This is a genomic window from Pseudonocardia cypriaca (assembly GCF_006717045.1).
In the GTDB taxonomy this organism is placed as follows: Bacteria; Actinomycetota; Actinomycetes; order Mycobacteriales; family Pseudonocardiaceae; genus Pseudonocardia; species Pseudonocardia cypriaca.
On sequence record NZ_VFPH01000001.1, the window covers coordinates 431459 to 449847 of the forward strand.

Sequence of the window (18389 nt, forward strand, 5' to 3'; positions counted from 1 at the left end):
GCACGCGAGTCGCGCTCTCCGTGTGCGCGAGTCGGAGGTGCCCTCGGTCAGGCGGGGTTGGCCACCCGGTCGGCGCGCTCGACCAGGGCGTAGACGCGCTCGAACGCTTGCCGGCTCGCGTCGATCTGCTCCCGGGCCCGCGCGCGCAAGGGCTCACGGACCTCGCCTGCTCGGTCCCATGCGGAGCGGACGGCCCGTCCGAGGCGGCGGTCGAGGTCCGGGTCGTCCAGCCGGATCGGCTCGAGCCCGCCCTCGAACATGTCGCGCAGGCCGTGGAGCTTGTCGTCGTAGTAGCGGGACGAGCTGAGGCCGACGACCGGGATGCCCTGCGACAGTGCGAACACCGCGAGGTGGTAGGCGCCGGTGACGAGCACGCGGCAGTGCGCCACCCGGCCGGCGAGCTCGTGCGGGGTGGCGTAGCGGCCCAGTACGGGGGCGACCCGGGGGACCCCGGAGACGAGGGGGAGGGTGGATCGGCGGTCCTCGGAGTGGTACTCGGAGATGATCAGCGGGCGGATCGTGCTGCCGTTCTCGGTCGCGAGCGCCGTGACTGCGCGGGCCACCGAAGCCCGGGCGGCCCGCGCCACCGGCGAGTACCCGGCGGCCCTCAGACAGAGGCCGATGTCCGAACCCGGCTCGTCGCGGCGCGCGGCGTGGCCCAGCTCGATCGCGTCGTCGCCCGTGATCACGACCCGCTCGGCCGGGACGCCGAGCTCGGCGAGCAATCCGGGGCCCCTCCTCCCCTCGCGCAGCGCGATCAGGTCGACGCGCGGGAGCACGGCGCGGGCCCGGTCCCGCAGCACGGGGTCGTCGAGCGGGCCGAGTCCCTGCCCGACCATCGCCGTGGGGATGCCGCGGTCGGCGGCGTGTTCGAGCAGGTCGAGCGTGCGGTGCACCTGCTCGGCGTCGACGTCGGTCAGGTAGCCGCCACCGATCGCCAGCACCAGAGTGGCGTCGGAAGCCGCGGCGGGGACCCAGCCCGGAGCGGACGACCGGCGCGCGCCCATCCGGGTCAGGAAGCGCTGCCGATAGGCGTCCACCCGGTCCCGGGCGGACAGCCAGGCGATCGACGGGGGACCGGCCACGCCCGGACCGAGGCGGGACGCGAGCCGTGCCGCGATGCCGGATCTCGGCCACGCCCCTCGGCCTGTCACGGTGAGCGGCTCGGCAGCCGGCGCGAACGCGCGCAGCAACAGCGGGGCGCTCGTGAGCACCCCGAGGTGCGCCGTCGGCCACCGCTGGTGCAGGCGGCGCAGGGTGACGTCGAGCATCGCCAGATCGCCCTTGTTGGACAGCCAGTACTCGCCGTTCTGGACCACGATCCGCAACTCGGCCCCCGATCTCGTCACGGCGTACTAGTCGCCGGTCCGGCGGGAAACGTGACGGCGCACGACCGGGGGCCGACCGCTGAGATCGGCATCACATGCCGGACCCCGGTCCATAGCGGACTGCAGCATCGCCGCAGCGAGGCCGCCCGCAGGGATGCCCTCGCGGGTGAGTGCCCACAGCTGGTGGTCGCGCCGGACGCCGCCGACGTCGAGGAACCCGGACATCGTGCCCTCGAACCGCATCCCGAGCTTGCGGGCGCCCGCGATCGCGGCGGCGTTGCCCGCGCCGATCGGCGCGATCAGCCGGTGCAGGCCGAGGTCGAAGACCGCGTAATCCACCATCATCGCCGCCGCCACGGGGGACAGCCCTCGGCGCGCCCACCGGGAGTCCATCCAGATGCCCATTTCGGCGGTGCTCGTGTGCGGGGCGATCCACTCGAGGCTGCACTGGCCCGCCAGCTGCCCGTCGATCTCGACGACGAGCGGGAGTGCGCGCCCGGCCCGGGCCTCCCGCCTGGCCTGCAGCAGGTCGCTGGCCCACTGCGCGTCGGCGTGCCGCTCCTCCCAGGTGAGCGGCGAGGAGGCCCACCACGGTTCGATGCGCTCCCGCTCCCGCGTGCGGACCCGGCGCCACTGCTCCGCGTCCCCGAAGCGTGGGCTCCGCAGCACGATCTCGTGCCCCATCACCGGCTGCGGGCCGAGCCGTACGCCCCAGGTTCGCCGCACGGCGTGGTGGCGCGTGTCGTCGAACACCCGCCGTACCGGCCGGAGGTAGAACCGCGTCGCCACCCTGAGCAAGTTGTGCATCTGCGATATCGAGGAGCCCGGCCGGGACACGAATCAGCTCCTCCTCGAGTCGGGGTCGAGCCTGGTTTCGGACCCGGAGAGCGCTTCGTTACGGGTCGATCTCCCTGCTAACGCCCGGCCGCGGCGACCCGACCACCAGGTCGTGACTTCACCGCTCCCCGACGTGGGCGCTCCCGTGTCCGGCTCGACCCAGCCGGTGTTCAGCATCCTGACCTCCGTGTACCGGACCGAGGCCTACTTCCCGGAGACAATCGAGTCGGTCCGCGCCCAGACATTGCAGGACTGGGAGCTCGTCGTCGTCGACAACGGGATGTCGGACGAGGTCGTGCGCATCGTCGAGAAGTACTCCGACGACCCCCGCATCCGGCTGGTGCGCCAGGAGAACAACGGTCTCGGCGGCGGAATCGACGCGGCGGCCGCGGTGGCGCGCGGGCGCTACTACGCGGTACTCGACAGCGACGACCTGCTCATGCCGACGTTCTGCGAGCGCACCGCCGCGATCCTCGACGCGCGCCCCGAGATCGACGTCGTCGGGATCGACGCGTACCTCTTCGAGGACGAGGACGGGCAGGACCAGATCCGCAGCTACCGGCAGTCCGTCGGGATCCGCACGCCTGCCGAACTCGAACACCCCATCGGGCTCGTCGAGATGATCGGCGGGAACGTCCTCTACTACACGGCGGCGATCCGGGCCGAGGCGTGGGCGAGGGGCGGCGGGTACAGCTGCGACACCCCCAAGGTCGAGGACCTCGCGATGTTCCTGCGGATGCTCGCCGCCGACTGCGACATCCGGTGTCTGCCCGAGCGGCTCGCCCGCTACCGGCTACGTGCCGACTCCTTCTCCCGTGACCCCGCTCAGGTCGACGCGTTCGAGGCCAGCCTCGAGCGGGCGTTCCTCAACGCCCAGTCGCTCACCGACGCGCCCGACGTGCAGCAGGCGCTGGACCGCAGCCTCCGCAAGCTGCGTTTCGACCAGGCGATGCGGCGCGCACGGAAGGCGCTGATCGACTCCGACATCCCGACCGCACGGCGGCAGGCGCGTCGGGCGTTCGAGCAGCGCCGCTCGGTGCGTCCCGCGGCGGTCTACGCGGGTCTCCTGCTGGCGCCGGGAATCCTGCGCAATGTGCACCCGGCGAAGCAGTGGCTGAGCGGCACCGCGGCCACGCTCACGCGGCGCGGGAGAGCGCTGCTGCGCCCGTCCACGTGACCGCCCGCGTCCCGGCGCTCGGGTCCGTCCTGCGGCGGGGCGCCGCCCTCTCCGTGCTGGCCCTCGGCGCGGTCCAGGTGATCACGTTCGGGCAGACGCTCGTCCTCGCGCGCCTGCTCACCCCCGCCGAGGTCGGCGCGTTCGCCGCGGGTACGGCCCTCGGCCTCGTCCTGATGGTGTTCGCCGAGGGAGCGCTCACCCAGGCTCTGATCCAGCGGGACGGCGACGTGCGCGACGCCGCCGACACCGTCTTCTGGGCGACGCTCGGTGGCGCCGTGCTGGCCGCACTCGCGGTGGTCACTGCCAGCCCGCTGATCGCGGACCTGTTCGGCGATCCGGTGGCGGGCACCGTCGCGGCCGCGACGGCCGGGGCCCTCGTGCTGCACTCGCTCACGCACGTGCCGGAGGCGCTGATGCAGCGGCGCCTCGACTTCCGCAGGCGGATCGTCGTGGACCCCATCGGCGCCGTGGTGTTCGCCGGCGTCGCCGTGGCCATGGCGGCGGCGGGCTGGGGCGTGTGGGCGCTGGTGGTCGCCCAGTACGCCATGGTCGGCGCGTGCGTGCTCGCCGGCTTCCTGCTCTCCGGCTGGCGACCGGGGGGCGGCAGGCTCTCGCTGCGGCTCTGGTGGGCCATGGTGACCTACGCCTTCCCGCTCGTCCTCGGCTCGCTCGTCGAGCGTGGGCGGGACGCGGTGGAGATCGCCATCGTCGGTCGTGCCCTGGACGCGAGCGCTGTCGGGAACTACCGCTACGGACGCAGGATCGCGGTCCTGCCGGCCACGGTTGTCGTGGAAGCCGGGGGCTTCGTGCTGTTCCCGGCCTTCGCGCGGCTCGCCGGTGACCCGGAACGGGTCCGCGAGGCGTTCCTCAGGGCTCTGACCTGGATCTGGTTCTGTGCGCTCCCCGTGGCCGCCGCGCTCGCCGTCTTCGGCGAGGCGCTCGCCGTGCTGCTGCTCGGCGAACCGTGGCGGGGCGCGGGGGTGGTGCTCACCGCGATGGCCGGTTTCGGGCTGGGGCAGGCCGTGAACGCGGTCACCACCGAGGTGCTGAAGGGCGTCGGGAGGTCCGCCCGGATCAACTGGATGACCGGAGCCGGCCTCGTCAGCGGGGTCGGCCTGCTCATCTTGCTGGTGCCGTTGGGCCTGCCGGGCGTCGGTCTCGCGGTCTCGGGAAGCGCCCTCGTGGTGGCGCTCGCCGGGCTCGCGCTGGTCCGCTCCGTCGTCGGTGTGCCCGGGCGCGCGCTCGTCGGCCGGATGCTGCCTCCCGCGGCCGCGGCTCTGGTGGCGATGGGGTCGGTCGGGTACCTGGAGCGGACGGTGGTGCACGCAGGCACGTGGCCGGTGCCCGCGGGGCTCGTCCTGGTCGCCGGGGAGGCGTTGCTCCTCGGCGCGATCTATCTCGCCGCGCTCCACGTGGTCGCGCCGGGCCTCGCCCGCGCGGTGCGGGAGGCGGCACGGGCGTGGGGGAAGCATGCGAAACAGAGCTGACCGGCTGCTGGTGCTCGGCTACCACAACGTGGAGTCGACCTGGTTCTGGCCGAACCGGCCGGGCGCCGGCATCGCGACGTTCGCCCGGCAGATGCGCGTCCTCCATCGCATCGCGAACGTCGTGCCGCTCGAGGACGCGCTGGACGCGCTCGCGGCGGGCCACCCGCTCCCGCCGCGCGCGGTCGCCCTCACCTTCGACGACGGATACCGCGACAACCTCGAGCTCGCCGCGCCCGTGCTGCGCGGATACGGAATGCCCGCCACGATCTACCTCGTGCCGGGCTTCCTGGCGGGGGAGCAGCACGCCTGGTGGGAACGACTGGGCTGGGCGGTCCGCCGGGCCCGCGGGCGCAGGCTGCGGCTGGCCGGGCACGAGCTCCTACTGGGCGACGACGGGAACGTCGCCGCCCTGCGTGCCGTCGAGGCGCTCGTGAAGCGGATGACGCACGATGAGCGCATGAAAGCGGTCGAGCAGCTCGTCGAGGACCTACGACCACGCGGCGAGTACCGCGCCGACGAGCTCTTCCTGGACTGGGACGACGCACGCGGGCTCGCCCCGGCGGGGATGACGGTCGGCTCCCACACGCTCGCGCACGCGATCCTGGGCCGCGAGACCGCCGCCGACCAGCGCGTGGACCTGCGCGAGTCCCGCCGGCTGCTGCAGCGGGAGCTGGGGGCGGAGGTCGCCACCCTCGCCTACCCCAACGGCACGCGGGCCGACTACGACGACGCGACGTTCGCGGCGGCGCGGGAGGCCGGCTACTCGCACGCGCTGACGGCATGGGGCGGCGCGGTGCCGGCGGGCGCGTCGCCGTACGAGATCACCAGGACCATGGTCTCGACCTCGACCGGCGCCGCCCGGTTCGCGGCGAAGATCCTCAAGCAGCTGGCGTAGTGGCGACGCGCCGAAACCTCGCTCTCGCGGGCGTGGTGCTGCTGTTCGGCGTCAGCGCAGCAGGGTGCGGCGCGGCTGCACCCGCTCCTGCCGTCACCACAGCGGAACCGCAGGCATGCGACGAGGTGAGGATGGACGAGCACAGGTACGTCAGCGCGATCGGCGCGAGCGGCCGGTACTTCACCGACCAGCACGGTGCCCCGATCTTCGTGTTCGGGGACTCGCCGTGGGCGGGGATGAGCCGCTGGTCCCCCGAGCAGGCGAAGCTCTACTTCGCCGACCGCGAGGCCAGGGGTTTCAACGCCTCGATCGTGTCGTTGGTCGGCGCTCCGGACAACGGCGGGATCGACGGGGAGGGCCGGACGTTCGACGGGATCCTCCCGTTCGACGGCGGAGACGTGACCCGGTGGAACGAGTCGTACTGGCAGCGCGTCGACGAGTACGTGCGGGCGGCGTGCGCGCACGGGAACACGCTGTTCCTCTACCCGATCGACGGCTGGAACGTCAGCAACGTCTTCAAGCACGCGACGCTGGACGACACCCGCCGCTACGGCGCGATGGTCGCCCAGCGGTACGGCCACTTCCCGAACATCGTCTGGATGACCGGCGGCGACCACTTCCCGAGCGACCTTCCGGGCCGCCACGACTCGCCGCCGGAGCACGACGCGAAGTTCGAGCAGGTGCGCCAAGGCATCCGGTCGACGGGGGACGCCCGGCCGTTCTCCATCCAGCTCGGCTACCCCACGTCGCAGTCGACGGACAGCCCGATGTGGGCGCCGCACGCCGACTTCAACTTCGTCTACACCTACCTGCCCACGTACCGGGCCGTGCTCGATGCGTACCAGCGCGACCGGATGCCCGCGCTGCTGTCCGAGGCGAACTACGAGGGCGAGAACAACCTGCCCGGCACACCGGTGACCGATGACGAGGTGCTGCGCAGGCAGATGGCGTGGGCGGTGACGTCGGGCTCGCCCGGCTACTTCTACGGCTCCGACGACTGGGAGTTCCACCCGGGCTGGGAAGGGCGGCTCGACACGCCGGCGGTGGCACAGCTGGGGCGGTTGCGGCAGTTCTTCGAGTTGCTCGACTGGCCGGCGCTCGTGCCGGACGAGTCGGCCGAGGTCATCATCGGTGGGCGCGGCGAGCCGGTCGGCGCAGGCGCCGAGGTCGGGATCATGGGCAGCGACCACGTCACCGCGGCCCGGGGCGGCGGCTCGCTGGTGGCCTATGTGCCGACCACGCGCACGCTGGCCGTCGACCCCGCGAAGCTCGCGCAGCCCACGGCCCGCTGGGTCGATCCGGCGGACGCAACCGCCCCGGCGGTGGAGGTCGCCGTAGATCCCTCCGGCGAGCTCACCACCCCGGGCCGGAACTCCGCGGGCGGCCAGGACTGGCTGCTCGTGCTCCGGCTGCCGGCGTAGCGGCGGAACGGCCGGGCGTAACGGGCTCACCTGGCCGGCCGAATAGAGCGTGGAACGTGGATCGTCCGGTTCCGTGTCGAGGGGGGCTCAGCCGGTGAAGGTCGTGCACGTCCGCGGCGGCTGCGGCCGCAGGCCCTGGTGACCGCGGGGACGACTCCGGGTGCGCCCGCGCTCGGCGGCAAGATCAAGCGGGTGGCCGCCGCGTCGGCGGCGGCGATGTTCGTCGGCGAGGCGGTCTCGCTGGTGCAGACGATCGTGCTGGCGCGGTTGCTCACGCCGGCCGAGGTAGGCCTGTTCGCCGCGGGCACGGTCCTCACGATGTTCCTCTCCGACATGTCCGAGAGCGGCCTGCGAGCCGGACTCGTGCAGCGGGAGCGGGACGTGGCCGACGCGGCGGAGACCGTCTTCCGCGGCACGATCGTCACGGGCCTGCTGATGTCGCTGGGGGCATTCGCCGCCGCGCCGCTCGTCGGCATCGCCTTCGACGACGCCGCGGCCGGAGCCGTCGCGGCGGTCTGCTCGGGCGCGCTCTTCCTGCACGCGCTCACGAACGTGCCCGAGGCGATGCTGCAACGCCAGTTCAGCGTCAAGCGCAGGCTCGTGGTCGGGCCCCTGGTGTCGATCAGCTTCGCCGTCACCGCGATCACGCTCGCGCTCCTGGGGTACGGCGTGTGGAGCCTGGTGGCCGGCTCCTACGTCTCCTACGTCGTGTGGCTCGCGGGCCTGTGGGCGATCACCGACTGGCGGCCGGGCCGCGGCCGGGCGACCTGGCGGATGTGGCGGGAGCTGGTCCGCTACGGCTTCCCGGTGACCGTGAACTTCGTCGGGGCCCGTGCGCAGCAGGCGATCGAGGCCGTGGCGGTCGGGCGTGGGCTATCCACCACGGACCTCGGCTTCTACCGCTACGCCACGCGGATCTCGCGGCTGCCTGTCAACGCGATCGTGGACATCGTCGCGAACGCCCTGTTCCCCGCCTTTTCTCGGATGGCGGAGGACCGGGAGCGAATGCGCGCGAGCTACCTGCGGGCGCTCGGCGCGGTCACGGTCTTCGCCGTCGTCGTCTCCGGGTTGATCATCGCCGCCGGCGAGGCCGCCGTCGTCGTCCTGCTCGGCGAGCCGTGGCGCGCCGCCGGGGCAGCAGTCGTCGCGATGGCCGGACTGGGCATCGGCAAGGCGTTCGTGTGCGTGAGCGAGGAGGCCATCAAGGGATCCGGCAGGACCCGGATGCTCAACTGGCTGACCGGCACCGAGTTCGTCGTCGGCGTCGCGAGCCTGGTGCTGATCATCCCGTTCGGCCTGCTCGGCGTCGGCCTGGCGATATCCACCACCGCGCTCACCGCCGGTGTGGTCGGCCTGAACCTGTCCCGATCCGCGGCGGGTGTCAGCGGCCGGGACATGGTTTCGGTGATCGTGCCGCCGCTCGCGGCCGGTGCCGTCGCGGTCGCGGCCGTCTTCGCGCTCGAGCACCACGTCCTGCACTCCGACACCCACGGCCTGCTGATCGGGTTCCTGCTGCTCGTCGTCGACCTGCTCGCGTTCCTTGCCGTGTACGCGGCGGCGCTGGCGGTCGTGGCGCGCGCGACGCTGCGCACGGTCGTGCTGCCCCTCGTCAAAGGTCGGCGCTAGCTAGCGCAGGAGGATCAGTCCGTCGCCGGGTGGCACGGTGACCGTCGTGACGACGGAGCCGTCGTTCGTCGCCGGGTCCTGGCGGCCGGCGAGGTGCCGGAACGTGCCTCCGAGGTCGACCGCCCGCGCCGTCGTCCCCGCGTTGTTGAGCACGATCCCGTGTTCGAAGTCGCGTCGCACCACGTCCTGCGCCACGACGCCCAGACCGTCCGCGAACGGGGCGTCGAGCTGCTCGGGCGCCGGGTTCGCGACGAGCGGCGCGCCGAGGTACCCCGGGCCGAGCCCGCCCCCGTCCAACTCGTCGTAGTAGGCGAGCTCGCCGTAGTGCTGGCCCATCGGCGCCCAGAAGCCGTCCTGCAGCAGGGTCGCGGTGAGGAAGAACCGTGCGTTGCGGTACTCCTCCGGCGAGCCGGCCTGTGCGCGCCGAACGTTGATGTTCAAGGCGAGGCCGGGCTTGCGGTGGCCGTCGCTCGAGGCCGCCCCGAGGTAGCCGTCGATGTCCGAGGCCGGGTTCCGGCCACCGCCGAGATCCGCGAAGCTCTCGAAGACCCGCCCGTCGAGCAGCCCCTCGCGCAGCGTGCGCTCGCCGTTGCCGATCAGGAGCGCGTCGGGCATGGCCTGCCGCATGATCCGCTCCGCGCTCGTGATCCCGCGCTCCCACGGCCCACCGGGCCCGTAGATCCGGTCCTCCGGGTCGTCGCTGCCGTCGCCGTCGACGTCCCAGCGGCTGTGGCTCGCCCCGTAGATCCGATCCCCCCACACGTCGAGGAAGACCCCGTCCCACAGCCCGGTCAACCACACCTGGTCCACCACCCACCGGGCCGCGTACTCCGCGTAGGTCCGCCCGTCGATCCGGGGCGCGGTGTCCGCGAGGTTGGCCATGACGGTCTCCGGCCACTCGCTCACCCGAGCCCCGCGGGCCGTCCTGGCCAACCACTGCTGCGGGAAGGTGCTGGTCGTCGAGTCCCGGAACTGCCAGAGCGCGTACCGGTCGGCGTAGTAGCCGGCCGAGCCGAGCTCGGGCCGGTAGTCGATGAGGTTCACGTAGGCGAGCAGAACGATGTCCGGGTTGAGCGCGCGCAGCCGCTCGAAGTCCGCCCGCTGGAGCCGGTGGCCCCACTCGCTGTCGATCACCACGAGGTCGTACCTCGCCAGCTCCTCGACGGACGGGATCTCGTTCTGCTCCAGCCAGTAGGTGGCGGTGCGCGGGAAGGGGAGCGACGTGGCGGTGGCGGTGGAGGTGGAGGGTGTGGCCGCCGGGGTGCCCGCACACGAGACCAGGAGTGCGGCGAGGACGGCCAGGAACGCGATCGGCGCCCTCGCGCCACCCACCTTCACGTGATCAGTGTGCCCGCACCGTCCGGGAGCCCACCGGGGAGGACGACTGCCGTGCGCAGCTTGCCGGAGGCAGAGCGCGGGATCCCGTCCATCACGCGGATCGCGACGTCCTGACCAGGGCCGATCAGCCGTTCGATGTTGCGGAGGACTTGGGCGCGGTTCACGTCCGCGTCGAACCCTCGGCCCGGCACGACGCGGACCTCGAACCGCCCCGGCGCGAGCTGAGCGATCTGCGCCTCGTCGATGCCCGCGAGATCGTCGATGACCGTGGACGGCAATGGGATCAGCCGCCCGTCCGCGGCGACGAACGCGTCCTCGGAGCGGCCGGCGATCGCCCCCAGCCGCGGGAACGACCGCCCGCACGGGCACTGCCCTGCCGAGGCCGGGTCGACCAGGTCGCCCGTGCGGTAGCGCAGCAGCGGGAAACCCCAGTTGTGCAGTGGTGTGCCGACGATCTCGGCGCGCCCGTCGTCGGCCGGGAGCAGCTCGACGATCCCGTAGTCGGGGAAGACGTGGTAGCCGTCCGCCTCGCAGGTGCCGGCCATCGCCACGCGCTCGGTCTGGCCGTAGTGGTCGACGATCGGCGCCTCGAACACCGAGCCCATGAGCTGCCGCTGCAGCGTGCTGATCGTCTCCGACGAGGTGATCACCGCCTGAACGGGCAGTCGCTCGCCCGCGTCCCGCATCCGGGCGGCGAGCAGCGTGAGGCTGGAGGTCCAGCCCTCGACGGCGTGCGGCCGGAAAGCGCGGATGGTCCGGAGGATCTCCGGGAGCGCGTCCGGCGTCAGGTGGAAGCTGGACACGAGCAGTTGGTGGTCCCCGGGGATCTCGTGGGTCAGCACGCCACGGTCCACCGCGATCGAGCTGCCGCGCAGCACGACGCGACGCGCGTCGCGGGGGAGGCCGAACCAGCCCCACTGGCGCTGCAGCGCGGCCTGCTCGAAGGCCGAGGAACCGGCGGTGCGGTACACCGTGACGGGCCGGCCGGACGTCCCACTGGAGCTCGAGGGCCACATGAGCCGCAGCGGCTGCACGGCGAAGTCGGCGGGCGCGTCCATCACGGCCCGCCGGTCGAGCAGGGGAAGGCGCGGTAGGTCCTCGAGCGTCCGGATCGACGCCGGGTCCACGCCCGACTCCGCGAACCAGCGTCGGTAGAACGGCGAACGAGACGCTACGAGGCGCACGAGCAGGCGCAGCCTGCGCTCCTGGTACCGGCGAATCCGGTCGGCGGACGCGTGGTCCATCGCCGCGAGCGACCGGCGCATCGCCGGTCCCAACGGGTGCACCCGCCGGATCCGGTGCAGGACGCTTTGAAAGCCAGCAGGTGGTGCCATTGACGCGTTCCCCCATGGCGCCGCCGGAGCGCCCGATCGACTGCTCACTCCCGACTGCTGATCGCTCGCCATACGGGCGCGAACCGTTACGTCCTGTTGCTGTCGCCGCAGGTCATCGGACTTGCTGACACCAGGGTCATGCGTAGCGGCGGCAGACGGGCCGCCTGTGTAACAGCCCTCGTCGGTGGCCCGAGTAGAGGCTCGGACCGTCCGGTCGCGGTGTGGAGGAGGTGCAGCGGTGAAGGTCGTGCTCTTCTGCGGCGGCTACGGGATGCGCATGCGGGACGGGAGTTCGGACACGCCGAAGCCGATGGTGCCGGTTGGGCCGCGCCCTCTGCTCTGGCACGTCATGCGCTACTACGCGCACTACGGGCACAAGGACTTCATCCTGTGCCTCGGCTACGGCGGGCACCACATCAAGCAGTACTTCCTGGACTACCAGGAGACCGGTTCCAACGACTTCGTCCTCCACAGCGGGGAGGTGCGGCTGCTCACCAGCGACATCGCAGACTGGACGATCACCTTCGTCGACACCGGCCTGGAGTCGCCGATCGGGGAGCGCCTGCGCCGGGTGCGCCGCCTGCTGGAGGGCGAGGAGATGTTCCTCGCGAACTACGCCGACGTGCTCACCGACGCCCCCATCGACGCGATGGTCGATCAGTTCGCCGCCACCCCGGACGCGGTCGGACAGCTGCTCGCGGTGCCGCCGCAGGCGGCGTTCCACGTGGTGGAGGTGAACGACGGGAACCGGATCGAGGCGATCACGGCGCTGAAGGACATGCGGTTACAGGAGAACGGCGGGTACCTCGTGCTGCGTCAGGAGGTGTTCGACTACCTGCCGGAGAACGGCGATCTGGTGGCCGATGCCTGTGCGGTGCTGGCCAAGGAGGGCCGCCTCGCTGCGTATCCGTACAGCGGGTTCTGGCAGCCTGCCGACACGCTGAAGGAGCGGATCGCGCTGGAGGCCATGTACCAGGCCGATCGCACCCCTTGGATGCCATGGCGCACCGATGTGCAGAGATCCACTCCGACGGTGCTGAGCGCGGGGGACTAGGGGAGCGCCAGAACCGGGCGCAGCGGAGCGGACAACGCGGTACTGCGATTGCGAGATGCGGATGTGCAATGGCGCATCCGCGGCATTTTCGGGTTCTTGAATAGTCGGTCCTCGACCTGCCCACGTGCGGGTGGCCCTGCGCGGGATCGTCAATTGTGTCGAGGTCGTGGCAGCGGCGCCCTGCAAGACTCCGTATCCGACCAGTCGAAATTCGAGTCCTCGAACGGACACCCATGCGCATTGCTGTCGCCCACGAGTGGCTGACCAACTGGGCCGGTTCAGAGCGCGTAGCCGAGCAGCTGGTGGACGTGGCCGCGGCGGAGCAGCTGGTCGTCTCGGTGGCGGACCCCGCGTTGGCCGAACAACGCTTTCCAGATGTGCGGGTGCGACCGCTGTGGCCGTCCCGGCTTCCGGCTGCCCGCACGAAGTGGCCACGGTACGCGATTCCGATGATGCGGGCCTGGTCCACGGCGCGTATCGAGGCCGACGCACTGCTCGTCAGCTCGCATTTCGCCGCGCATCTCGCGACGCGTCGTTTCGAGGGGCCGTCGATCGTCTACTACCACACACCCGCCAGGATGTTGTGGCGGACCGAGACCGAGCTGGCCCGGCTGCCTCGGGCTGCACGCCGGGTGGTCAGCACTGCCGTCCTCCCCGCGTTGCGTGAGAGGGATCGGATCGCCGCCCAGCACGCCACCGTCGTACTCGGCAACTCTTGCGCGGTCGCAGAGCGGATCAACGCGGCCTACGGCCGCCGTGCCCAGGTGGTACACCCACCCGTCGACGTCGCCCGCTGGGCGTCCGTTCCGTCGGGTGACCGTTCGCACCTGCTCTGGCTGGGACGCCTGGTCCCCTACAAGCGACCTGACCTCGCGGTGGAGGTCGCGCGCCGGACAGGCATCCGGCTGGTGGTCATCGGGGACGGCCCTGAGCGGGCCCGGCTGGAACGGGATGCACCATCGCACGTCCGCTTCCTCGGCCATTGCCCCGACCACATCGTGCGCGAGGCCGTCGCAGGCGCGCGGATGCTGCTGTTCCCCGGTGAGGAGGATTTCGGTATCGCACCGGTGGAGGCGCTCGCGGCAGGCGTCCCGGTGATCGCCCTCGCCTCCGGCGGCGCACTCGACTACGTGCGGCAGGGGCTGAACGGATTGCTGGTGGGACGCGAGGATCCGGACGAGTTCGCCGCCGCGATCCGCTCGGCGTGGTCGCACTCATGGGACGAGCGGGCCATTCGAAGAAGTGCCGACGCCTTTTCCGTGGGCCGGTTCCGCGCCGAGCTGGCATCGGTCCTCGACGTCGCGCTGGGACCCGCTTGGCGGACCTCGACGTCGCCATCGGCTCGGCAGCTGGCCGCCACGATGCGCCGGGAATCGACATGACCGCCCGCGTTCGGGTCCACATGACCGGGTCGGCATGGTTTCCGACGGTTCCCGGCGGCCTGAACCGGTACTTCACGGACCTCTTCCGCGCCCTCGAGTCGCATCCGAAGCTGGAGGTGTCCGCCGCGGCGTTCGGCGACCCCGCCCAGGGCGGGCGGTCGTGGGGACCGCCCGCAGGATCGACGTGGCAACGTGCCCGCGCCAGCTTCGTCGAGCGGTCGCCGCTCCCGCACCGCGCTGTCCTCGATCGCCACTTCTGCCTCTACGGTCGCCCGGCGATCGACCGGCACGGCCGCCATCCGCTCGTGGTGCACTTCCACGGCCCGTGGGCAGCGGAGAGCCGGATGTCCGGATCCCGGGAGGCGGCCGCACGGGTGAAGTACTGGATCGAGCGGATGCGGTACCTCGGTGCCGATCGGTACGTCGTGTTGTCCCGGCACTTCCGGGATCTGCTGGCGGAGTCCTACCGCGTTCCCCAGCACAAGATCTGCGTCATCCCGCCCGGCGTCGACCTCGACCGGTTCCACGTCCTGCCGCAGTCTCGGCCGTCGCGCACGGTGCTCTGCGTCCGCAGGCTGGAACGTCGGATGGGGATCGACGTGTTGCTCCGGGCGTGGTCCGAGGTCCTCGCGGTGCGTCCGGACGCGCGGCTGGTGATCGTGGGCACCGGCCGCGAGGAGCAGGCCCTCCGCGCCCGGGTCGGCGCATCGCCCGATCTGAGTGGATCCGTCGCGTTCGAGGGCTGCACAACGGATGAGCGGCTGGTTCGGCTCTACGGGAATGCCGCATTCACGGTCGTCCCGTCCGTGGAGCTCGAGGGGTTCGGCCTGATCGCGCTCGAGTCGCTCGCCGCCGGTCGCGCGCCGATCGTGACCGACTGCGGCGGGCTGCCCGACTCCGTGCGTGGGCTGGACCCCTCGCTGATCGTGCCCGCGGGCGAGGCGAGCGCCCTCGCGGACCGGATCGTGCGCGCCCTGGACGGCAACCTCCCCGCGCCTCATCGGTGCCGGACCCATGCCGAGTCGTTCTCGTGGCAGGCCGCGGCCGAGCAGCACGTCGCGATGTATCGGGAGCTGCTCGCATGATGAAGGCCCTGTTCGTGCTGCACTCGGCCGCGCCGTCGGGCGCAGAGCTATCGGTCGAGCGACTGGTGGTAGCGCTGCGTGGCACCGTCGATGTCACCACCGTCTTCCTCGAGGACGGGCCGATGGTCGAGCGCCTTTGCGCGAGCGGCGCAGAGGTGGTCGTGCTGAGGAGTACGTTCGACAGCAGGGCCATCACCATCGAGGGCCGTACGATCCGCAAGCTGTTGATCGGTCTGGTCGGACTCGTTCGGCTGGGCTGGTCGCTCGGGGCGCTCGTGCACCGCTCCGGGGCGTCCGTCGTCGTCGCCCACACCACAAAGGCGCTAGTCATGTCCGCCGTCGCCACTCGGCGGGCTCGGGTGCCGCTCGTCTGGCACACGCACGACCGCATCTCGGCCGAGTACTTCGGCCGCGTCCTCGCCACCCTCATCCGGCTGTTGGGATGGATCGTCAGCGATGCCTACATCGCCAACAGCAGGTCGACGCTCGGAACGTTGAACCGGTGGCGCAGGAGAGCACTCGTCGCCTATCCGTGTGCCGAACTGGACCGCGAGCCCCCCGAGCGCACCGAACGGAGCCCCGCGGACACGGTCGTCGCCGTCGTGGGCCGGTTGACACGGTGGAAGGGGCAGGACGTGTTCCTCCGCGCTCTGGCCGACGTCGCGCTGCGGCCGGAACACGTGTACCTCGTTGGCGGTGCGCTCTTCGGGGAGGACGCCTACCGGGACGAGTTGCACGCTCTCGCCTCGGAGCTCGACCTGGCGGTGACGTTCACCGGGCACGTCGACGACCCGCTGTCCTACATGCGACGCGCCGACATCCTCGTGCACTGCTCGGTCATCGCCGAGCCGTTCGGTCAGGTGGTGGTGCAGGGAATGAGCGCGGGCTGCGCGGTGATCGCGTCGCGGCCCGGCGGGCCGACGGAGGTGATCGAGCCGGAGGTCAGCGGGCTGCTCGTAGACGGAGGTGACCGTGGCCAGCTCACCGCGGCACTCGATCGCCTCATCCTCGATGGCGAGCTGCGGCAGCGGCTCGCGAGTGCCGCTCGGGTACAGGCCACGCGCTTCGACGACGCGCGCACCGCTCGAGACGTCGCCGACTTCCTCGCCACCGTGGTGGCGACGGCTGGTGGAAGGCCTGCTCATGTGTGAGGACCAGGGCAGGTTCCGGTTGCTGACCGCGGCGCGCGACGTCGGTCTGGTCACCTTCGGCAAGTACGGCCAGTACGTCGTCACCGTCGTGACGGTGCCGCTGATCGCACGGCTGCTCGGGACCGAGGGCCTGGGGCTGGTCGCGATCGCGATGTCGTCGTACTTCTTCGGATCCGTCCTCGTCGACCTCGGCATCGCCCAGTTCCTGTCGGCGATGATGAGCCGAGAGGACGTGCGGCAGCTGCGCGGGAACTACCTCGTCATCCGCGCAGTCACCCTGTCGACGATCGGTTCGGCCCTGCTGATCGGCGTCGCTCTCGACGTCGGTGTGACCGGCCGGTTGATCCTGCTCGGCCTGTTCGCGGGCGGGCTGTCGTCGATCTCCGAGGACTGGGTGCTCATCGGACAGGCGCGGTTCGCCGCGTCGACGGGCTACCAGGCCGTCGGCCGGATCATCTACCTGGGGCTGCTGGTCACCATCCTGCCCCGCATTCCTCGCGCCGAGGTCGCACTGCTGTGCCTGATGCTCGGGGCCGTCGTGACGATCGCCTTGACCTGGCGTGACTCACTCCGCCGGTTCGGCCGACCCGCGCGCCCGCACCGGATCATCGACACGGTGCGGATGGGGATCACCGTGCTCACCTCACGGTTGCTGGTCCTCGGATACGGCCAGGGCGCCACAGCCATCTACTCCTCGGTCCTGACGCCGGCCTCGCTGGGCCTGTTCTCGGCCGGAGACCGGCTCGTCCGCGCCGTGCAGTCGGTTCTGGACCCCATCGGCTTCGCGCTGCTGCCGCGGATGGCCCGCATCAGTCACGAGGACCGGTTCTGGCGGCGTGGCGTACTCGCGTTGCTGGTCTGCGTCGGGATGGCTTGCATCGCCACCGCGGCCCTCTGGGTGGCGGCGCCATTCCTCGTCGAACTGATCTTCGGCCGCGCGTTCGCCGAAGCGGTTCCGTTCCTGCGCCTCGAGGTGCTCATCCTCCCGGCCACGGCACTGACGTCGTTCGCGACCACCGCCATCCTGCCGGTCCGCAAGGACGCCGCTGGGGTGCTGATCGGAGCCCTCATAGGTGTCTGCCTGGCGGGGATCTGGCTGTACATCGCCGTCCGAACCGGTTCGGTGTGGTCGCTGGTCTACGGGACGTTGTGCTGCGAAACGGCCGTCGCGCTCTGGTACGTCGCCCGGATGTGGCATCTCTACAGGCGGGAACGGAACGAGACCGTGCCTGCGGACGGTGTGCCGGCGCATGCGGAGGGCTTGCGGTGAAGATCCTCTACATCGGCGACGACTGGATCGGGAGCAACGCGCGCTCGCTCGCCGAGGGATTCCGCCAGGCGGGCCACGAGGTCGTTGCCGTCGACACCACACCGGTCACGCTGCCGCGGCGGCTCTCCGCTCCGTGGATCCACGCCAAGCTCGCCGGCAGGCGGGCGCCGTGGAGCGTCGAGGCGGTACATCGGCGGATCGAGCAGATCGCCGCCGAGCTCCACCCCGATCTCGTTTTCGCTTTCAAGACGGTGCACCTCGACCAGCGGCGGCTGCTCGACGTGCCGGCATACTTGCACGTCCACTACAGCCCGGACGACGTGTCGAACCCCTACAACACCACGCCCGGCTACCTGGAGTGGGAGCGAGCGTGGGATCTCGTCGTCACGACGAAGCGGCACAACGTGCCGGAACTGCTGGCCCGCGGTGCACGTGCGGTCAAGTTCGTGCCGAGCGCCTACGACCCGGCGTGGCACCGACCGTGCGCCCGCCGGGCAGGCCGCCAGTACCTGGTGGGTTTCATCGGCGCCTGCCGCCCCGATCGGCGGGGCCCCCTGGTCGACCTCGCCCGCAGGTACGGCGATCGCATGCTCCTGCGGGGCCCCGGATGGCGACGCGTCCCACAACTCCGGAGGACGCGCGCGACCGTGGCCGCCGCGGTGTACGGGGAGCAGCTGTCGGTCGCCGTGGCTTCGGTGACCGCGAACCTCGTGCTGCTCAACTCCGCCAACCGTGACACCCACACCTGCCGGACCTTCGAGGTGCCGGCCGCCGGGGGGCTCTTCGTCGGGGAGCGCACCGCGGAGCACGAGGCGCTGTTCGACGACGGCACGGAGTGCCTGCTGTTCTCCACCGCGGAGGAACTGCACGACCGCCTCCGCTGGTGCGACGAACGGCCCGATCTCGCACGCAAGGTGGCGGAGTCGGGCTACCGACGGATCGTGCGCGGTCGGCACCGGTACGTGGACCGTGCCGCCGAGATCGTCGCAACGTTCCACTGAGCG

The 18389-nt window shown here is 71.6% G+C and carries 15 protein-coding genes; 11 read left to right on the forward strand and 4 right to left on the reverse strand.

The genetic code is table 11. From position 1 onward, the window contains the following. Window positions 1–47 precede the first annotated feature (47 nt). Both FB388_RS02090 and FB388_RS02095 read right to left on the reverse strand, forming a co-directional pair. A complete protein-coding gene (locus FB388_RS02090; RefSeq protein WP_211361721.1) occupies window positions 48–1349 on the reverse strand; it encodes a polysaccharide pyruvyl transferase family protein in 1302 nt (433 codons plus the stop codon). A 6-nt stretch (window positions 1350–1355) separates the two neighbouring features. Beyond that, complete coding sequence (locus tag FB388_RS02095) at window positions 1356–2117, reverse strand: GNAT family N-acetyltransferase (RefSeq protein ID WP_211361722.1); 762 nt, start codon at window positions 2115–2117, stop codon at window positions 1356–1358. A 160-nt stretch (window positions 2118–2277) separates the two neighbouring features. Here FB388_RS02095 and FB388_RS02100 point away from each other — a divergent pair, with 160 nt between their 5' ends. From FB388_RS02100 to FB388_RS02120, 5 genes are all read left to right on the forward strand, one after another. Further along, on the forward strand, window positions 2278–3342 hold the full coding sequence (locus FB388_RS02100) for a glycosyltransferase family 2 protein (RefSeq protein WP_211361723.1): 1065 nt from the start codon (window positions 2278–2280) through the stop codon (window positions 3340–3342). Next, window positions 3339–4829, forward strand: coding sequence for an oligosaccharide flippase family protein (locus FB388_RS02105; RefSeq protein ID WP_170225435.1), 1491 nt, complete (start codon window positions 3339–3341; stop codon window positions 4827–4829). The genes FB388_RS02100 and FB388_RS02105 overlap by 4 nt, the downstream gene beginning before the upstream one ends. Then, entirely contained in the window at window positions 4813–5724 is a 912-nt protein-coding gene (locus FB388_RS02110) for a polysaccharide deacetylase family protein (RefSeq protein ID WP_142096098.1), read from the forward strand. The genes FB388_RS02105 and FB388_RS02110 overlap by 17 nt, the downstream gene beginning before the upstream one ends. A 131-nt stretch (window positions 5725–5855) precedes the next feature. Further along, window positions 5856–7145 (forward strand): apiosidase-like domain-containing protein, encoded by a 1290-nt coding sequence (locus FB388_RS02115; RefSeq protein ID WP_170225436.1) that lies wholly within the window; start codon window positions 5856–5858, stop codon window positions 7143–7145. Window positions 7146–7283: 138 nt separating this feature from the next. After that, window positions 7284–8771, forward strand: coding sequence for an oligosaccharide flippase family protein (locus FB388_RS02120; RefSeq protein ID WP_142096104.1), 1488 nt, complete (start codon window positions 7284–7286; stop codon window positions 8769–8771). Here the strand turns inward: FB388_RS02120 and FB388_RS02125 are convergent, their stop codons facing one another. Both FB388_RS02125 and FB388_RS02130 read right to left on the reverse strand, forming a co-directional pair. After that, window positions 8772–10109, reverse strand: coding sequence for a putative glycoside hydrolase (locus tag FB388_RS02125; RefSeq protein WP_142096107.1), 1338 nt, complete (start codon window positions 10107–10109; stop codon window positions 8772–8774). It lies immediately after the preceding gene. Then, entirely contained in the window at window positions 10106–11374 is a 1269-nt protein-coding gene (locus FB388_RS02130) for a phenylacetate--CoA ligase family protein (protein ID WP_211361724.1), read from the reverse strand. Before FB388_RS02130 ends, FB388_RS02125 begins: the two co-directional genes overlap by 4 nt. 307 nt (window positions 11375–11681) lie before the next feature. Here FB388_RS02130 and FB388_RS02135 point away from each other — a divergent pair, with 307 nt between their 5' ends. The 6 genes from FB388_RS02135 (at window position 11682) to FB388_RS02160 (ending at window position 18386) form a co-directional block, all read left to right on the forward strand. Further along, complete coding sequence (locus FB388_RS02135; RefSeq protein ID WP_142096113.1) at window positions 11682–12497, forward strand: sugar phosphate nucleotidyltransferase; 816 nt, start codon at window positions 11682–11684, stop codon at window positions 12495–12497. A 338-nt stretch (window positions 12498–12835) separates the two neighbouring features. Next, window positions 12836–13879, forward strand: coding sequence for a glycosyltransferase (locus FB388_RS02140; protein ID WP_211361725.1), 1044 nt, complete (start codon window positions 12836–12838; stop codon window positions 13877–13879). Beyond that, complete coding sequence (locus FB388_RS02145) at window positions 13876–14964, forward strand: glycosyltransferase family 4 protein (RefSeq protein WP_211361726.1); 1089 nt, start codon at window positions 13876–13878, stop codon at window positions 14962–14964. Before FB388_RS02140 ends, FB388_RS02145 begins: the two co-directional genes overlap by 4 nt. Further along, complete coding sequence (locus tag FB388_RS02150) at window positions 14961–16115, forward strand: glycosyltransferase family 4 protein (protein ID WP_142096119.1); 1155 nt, start codon at window positions 14961–14963, stop codon at window positions 16113–16115. The genes FB388_RS02145 and FB388_RS02150 overlap by 4 nt, the downstream gene beginning before the upstream one ends. Then, the gene (locus FB388_RS02155) at window positions 16108–17385 is read left to right on the forward strand and encodes a lipopolysaccharide biosynthesis protein (RefSeq protein WP_142096122.1); all 1278 of its coding nucleotides are present in this window, start codon (window positions 16108–16110) and stop codon (window positions 17383–17385) included. The genes FB388_RS02150 and FB388_RS02155 overlap by 8 nt, the downstream gene beginning before the upstream one ends. Further along, complete coding sequence (locus FB388_RS02160) at window positions 17382–18386, forward strand: CgeB family protein (protein WP_142096124.1); 1005 nt, start codon at window positions 17382–17384, stop codon at window positions 18384–18386. Before FB388_RS02155 ends, FB388_RS02160 begins: the two co-directional genes overlap by 4 nt. Window positions 18387–18389 lie beyond the last annotated feature (3 nt).

What these genes read in the sequence shown, in the direction of transcription:
- FB388_RS02110 (WP_142096098.1), top strand. Translation starts at nt 4,813, where the DNA reads ATGCGAAACAGAGCTGACCGGCTGCTGGTGCTCGGCTACCACAACGTG.
- FB388_RS02115 (WP_170225436.1), top strand. Translation starts at nt 5,856, where the DNA reads ATGGACGAGCACAGGTACGTCAGCGCGATCGGCGCGAGCGGCCGGTAC.
- FB388_RS02130 (WP_211361724.1), bottom strand. Translation starts at nt 11,374, where the DNA reads ATGCGCCGGTCGCTCGCGGCGATGGACCACGCGTCCGCCGACCGGATT.
- FB388_RS02145 (WP_211361726.1), top strand. Translation starts at nt 13,876, where the DNA reads ATGACCGCCCGCGTTCGGGTCCACATGACCGGGTCGGCATGGTTTCCG.
- FB388_RS02150 (WP_142096119.1), top strand. Translation starts at nt 14,961, where the DNA reads ATGATGAAGGCCCTGTTCGTGCTGCACTCGGCCGCGCCGTCGGGCGCA.
- FB388_RS02155 (WP_142096122.1), top strand. Translation starts at nt 16,108, where the DNA reads ATGTGTGAGGACCAGGGCAGGTTCCGGTTGCTGACCGCGGCGCGCGAC.